The 4,814-nt window shown below is 41.8% G+C and carries 5 protein-coding genes; all 5 read right to left on the bottom strand.

Annotation, left to right across the window (positions count from 1 at the left end):
* Nucleotides 1-512 (bottom strand): lactate utilization protein (locus tag IH879_19885; GenBank protein MCH7677189.1); only part of this gene is annotated, 512 nt, incomplete at its 3' end.
* Between the two features lie 21 nt (nucleotides 513-533).
* Nucleotides 534-1,349 (bottom strand): MBL fold metallo-hydrolase, encoded by an 816-nt coding sequence (locus IH879_19880; GenBank protein MCH7677188.1) that lies wholly within the window; start codon nucleotides 1,347-1,349, stop codon nucleotides 534-536.
* Nucleotides 1,350-1,380: 31 nt separating this feature from the next.
* Nucleotides 1,381-1,704 carry a hypothetical protein gene (locus IH879_19875; protein MCH7677187.1) on the bottom strand — a complete coding sequence of 108 codons (324 nt, stop codon included), beginning with the start codon at nucleotides 1,702-1,704 and terminating at the stop codon, nucleotides 1,381-1,383.
* A gap of 412 nt (nucleotides 1,705-2,116) precedes the next feature.
* Nucleotides 2,117-3,451: a tetratricopeptide repeat protein gene (locus tag IH879_19870; protein MCH7677186.1), complete on the bottom strand. Its 1,335-nt coding sequence runs from the start codon at nucleotides 3,449-3,451 to the stop codon at nucleotides 2,117-2,119.
* Nucleotides 3,452-4,102: 651 nt separating this feature from the next.
* Nucleotides 4,103-4,453 carry a hypothetical protein gene (locus tag IH879_19865; GenBank protein MCH7677185.1) on the bottom strand — a complete coding sequence of 117 codons (351 nt, stop codon included), beginning with the start codon at nucleotides 4,451-4,453 and terminating at the stop codon, nucleotides 4,103-4,105.
* Between the last annotated feature and the right edge of the window lie 361 nt (nucleotides 4,454-4,814).

Here is a 4,814-nt window from a genome sequence, read left to right as displayed (position 1 = left end):
TCTATATCCGCGGTGCGGCTCGGCCCTGAGATAAAAGTGATGTTACAATTGCTTTTGTGGCGATGGTAAATGTTGCGGAGTCTCGGGGCAGCGTCGTCCAAAGGGCCGATAATTTGTGAAGCTTTCACGAAAGCAATATGCACTCGCGGCAGCGAGGAGACCAGCCGGTAACTGTCCTCGGTGGTGACTTCAACCAGAGCGCCCATAGAAGCAATGGCAAACTCGGCGGCGCTGATGCCAACGTCTGCTTCGTTAATTTGATTTTGAATGTCGGAATTTTTTAAATCAAGTTCGACGATAGAAATTTTTGATTTCTTAAGAAATTTCCTGAGCTTTTTGGAAACGTCATCAGGCAAGGGGGCCGTAACCACTTTGGTTACTTTTGCACCAGTAAAAATTTTATCGATAAATTGCACCGCTTCTTTGGCGTTGTTTGCCAAATATACTTTTCCGGCGAGTTTCTCATACTGTTTTTGAAATAATTGCAGGTTGGCGGGATTGCTCTGGGTCAAGAGTGAGTCCAATCTCGAAGTTTAGTCGATATCATTATTGTAATGCTGCTGCTCATTTGGCTTGCTGAAAACAACTGCCTCCGGATAATACTTAGCAATTTCCCGGGTAATCGAATTAACATCCTTTGGCGGCACATGGACTGCGATCAAATATGCAGGCTTGATTAGCTGATCAATTATTTCGCGTCCCTTTGCGGCGGTTAGAAACCAGAAGGGTAAAATGGCAACATCGATTTTATCCCTGAAAAGTTGTAAGCGCTCAAAATCTATTTTACCATAAGACGGATCGCCAATATGTAGGAATTTTAGACCACCCAGTTCGACAATATGGCCAACATTTTGCATTGCCGACCCTCTCCCGCCCCCATGCGCGATTCGCACCATCCTCACCTGGATTCCTTTTGCCGAAAAGGAGGTATCCATCTCAGCGTGGTATCGAATGACCTGAGTTTTGTCAGTAATATTTGCGAAACCGGAAAAGGTGTTTGCAAGCTGCGACTTCGCCTGAAGTGTGGTAAACAGACGCGTTGTTTTGGAAACCTGAAGATATTCGCCCACTAGTTCGGCGTTGAAGTGGTCACCATGAATATGAGAAACCAGAAGTAGTTCAATATCCTCAAAAGGGGGGCGATTGGCCATCATGGTGTGAAGAATTTTTTGAGGAGTCGCCAGGTACTCAGAAAGGTAAGGCTTGTGCAAAGCGTCGATCAAAACCTGCTTGCTGCCACTTTGAATCAGAACCCCTTCATTGGCAACATAAGTGACGGTTACCGCATTGGACTCAGATGAAACCGTGTTCACAAAAGAAAGAAGAGCAATCAGAAAGAATAGCTTCATAATTGAATTTGGCTTCGCAGCGGAGGAGTATTTAAACTGTTGCCCGGCGGATTTTGTGTTTAAGTTTCTTGATTTGGCGGCGGACATTTTTGAGCTGCTTATGATCGTGCGCTTCCAAGGCTTTGTCCCGCTCGACTTTCAACTCTTTGATTTGCTTTTTAATACTCGACTTATCAATTCCAACCACTTCGTGGTGCACATGCATCTCTATACCAAGGGCCTTGCAGAGCGCCTGCAACAGATGATCTTTGTTCATCTGAGTGAAGCCTTCTACCGCTTCGTGATCCATCTCCTTGGCGATCTCTTTAAGCTGTGCTAATGTACTATGTTTGAGTTCATCAAAAGTGTGAGCCATTTGACTCCTCCTGAATTTTAATCTCTTATAAGAAAGTAGGTGGGAAATACCTGGACAAGTTGCAAAACTATTTCGAAAAAATCAAGTAACGTGATTCAAATGAAAAATTAAAATTTAAACACCGAAGATCACCTTGTGTTTTTTTAGCACAGTTTTTATAAGCCACTGATTTTCACTGATTAAACACGGATTATGGTCTTTTTGTGTTGCGCTTTTAACTTTTCCAAGGATTTTTCATCATTTACCACTTTGATGAAATTCGGCATTTTCCCTGAAGCAGTACGATTCCTATAGAATTGTTAAGAAATCCGTGTTCATCAGTGTCAATCCGTGGCTAAATATTTTTTTTAGTTATAGCTATCTTTTGGTGGCGGCTTTGCCCGCGCCGTGAATATCCGTGGCACAAAATAGGTTATTTCGTTGCAAACTCAGTCAATCTCTTCACCCTCTGCCGTGCAAATATTTTATGATTTTTGTGTTCCGCCGGCGCTTTTTCCAGAAATGTGGTGTAGGAATTTATCGCTTCCGGATAATTCTCTGTTTTCTCGAAGGCCAGCGCTTGCCAATAATTTGCCCAGTAGTTCCCCGGATCAAGTTCTATCACTCTTGCAAAGTGAGGGAGGCAATTGTCGAATTCTTGTTGTTTGATATAAAGTTCGCCGAGTGTGTAATGCGCCTGCTTAAGACCCGGTTCAAATTCCACTGTCTTTAAATAATCTGCTATTGCCAAATCAAATTTTCTCCTCGTCCGAAAAACGTGACCGCGATTATAATAAGCCAGCGCGTATTCAGGCTCCAGGTCGATGGCATAGTTAAAATCTAAAATCGCTTTATCAAATTCATTGAGATTTTGAAAAGCAATTCCACGGTTGAGGTAGGATTCGGCAAACTTCGGATTCAGCTCAATGGCTCTGCTCAGATCCGATAATGCGGCGTCGTACTGCTTATTCTTAATATTCGCCATGCCGCGGTTAAGATACGCTCCGAAAATTTTAAAATTCGCCGCCCATTTCGGCCAGGCCTGAAGTGCAACTTCAAAATCCTTGATGGCCTTGTCGTGTTTACCTATAGAAGTAAGTGCGATTCCTCTTTCCAGGAAAGCCGGCGCATAGGAACCATCCACCTCGATCGTCCTGCTGAAATCTGAAATAGCCTGGCCATACCTTTGTCGGCTGGCAAACAACTTGCCGCGAAAATAAGGGGTCAACGCAAACTCAGGTGAAAGTTCCAGAGCCTTATTATAATCGGCTTCGGCTTCTTCAAAAAGTTTTAACCTCCGGTAAATTCGCGCTCGCAAAAGATAAATTAATACGTATTGGGGGTTCTTATTTAAAACAATGTTGGTAAGCTTAAGTGTCTCTGCTGAATCCTCTGAGCCAAAATTATTAAGAGATTTGAAGAGTAGGAGCGCATGCTTTTTTGGTATGATTCCGGCCTCGGCATCATTACAAATTTTCAAGTTGACCAAGCTGCGTGCAAAGTAGGGCATATAGTTTAAGGCGCGCTCGAAATTGACTTTGGCCTGTTCAAGGTCACCGTCAGCACCGGACTCCAGGCCTTTGTAATTGTAGACCAGTGCGCCGACAACAACGGTTTCTCCCCTGGTTTGGGTTCGTCCACTTGAGTAGAAAAATAAAAAAACTAAATAAATACTTTGTGTCCCCCGCTCCCATGATTTTAAGCAGGTACAAACAAAATCCCACCAATAAAAAAGAAATGGAATAAAAGAAATCTGTACGGAGAACAAGACACGAAGCATAAGCGGAGTGTCGAATTACACTGGACAGAACGCCCGCAGGGCGTAAATGGGCTGCATGGAGTGGGTGTTATTTATTATCTTATAATTATTCTTTTATATCTTTTTTTATAAAGTCTTATATGTCTTTTTAAAATACCACGGAAAGGCCCAACAGCTACTGCTCTCAGCAATTCATCAATTTACTTTGACCACGTAATAAAAGCTATTTTTATCACGTATAAATTACTATTATCATCACGTACCTAATAACTACTTCTATCACGTAAGTAATTTCCCGATACTGCTAAGCTGTACAGTCCTGTCATTTGACATAATATCAATTTTATACGGGCGACCATATGCATAGTGCTCATACTCACTACAACCACGAGTGAATGGCAATTTATTAATTAACTTAATTCGTTTTCTTACCCATTTAATTACTCGCCTGCTGTCATGCGAAAAACTTAGTCCGAGCTTTTTACCTAATGTTGAAACGTACCACCCCTCAATACCTCTTTTGATGCGTCTACCAGATTCACCAGATTTAACAGGTTGACCTTCAAGCAGCATCCATAACTGGAGGGCAGCATTTGAACGTAAAATTTCAGCTTTTTTTATATCAACCTTCAGCCATGCTTGCTTATGTTTACGTATAACTTAATGTGCAAAATGAATAACCAGCCTACCTTCGCTTTCAACACTAATATGCAATAAGCCCATTTTCTCAAGATCCTCAAGTGTTGAGATTGCATTTTTAATAGTATTTCCATCAGGTTTTAAGTGGTGAGAATGTCTCAATAAACTAGCAAGATCTGTCTTTGTATTCAGGGTAGCACGGCTATCTTGCATCCCGGCTTTAGCAGATAAATAAATGAGCAGAAGCCAATGTAATCCATCAGCACGCAATTCTTGCATTGGACAATCAAATATTAGCTTTTTTGGTATGCATGCAAATTTATCTGCTGTATGCATTGAAAAACCAGTTGTAAGTATTCGTTTTTTTGCCATAGAAAGATTTAGGATTGTTAACCAAGAATATATATGTTCTATTACCCTTAGGTAGATTGGGTATTGACTGAATACTCCACCGTACTTCTGAAACGATGTTCCTCAAGCCATGCCTGAACATCATCAATACGATACATTACTTTTCGGCCCATTTTTTACATAATGAGGCCCGTCTCCTTTCCATCGCACCTTGTTTAACCAGCTTTCACTACAACCCAAAAAATCAGCTACTTCTGCCACAGTCAGCAATTTGTCCATCTTTTACCTCCATACAAAATAAAAAACCCAGGCATACCCCTTACTAAGGGTATTCACCTGGGCTTTCAGACGTCTTGCGGTCTGGTTTTATCTGCTGCCAAGC

The sequence above is a fragment of the candidate division KSB1 bacterium genome, assembly GCA_022562085.1.
Taxonomy (GTDB): domain Bacteria; phylum Zhuqueibacterota; class Zhuqueibacteria; order Oceanimicrobiales; family Oceanimicrobiaceae; genus Oceanimicrobium.
This window is presented reverse-complemented; position numbering and strand designations above follow the sequence as displayed.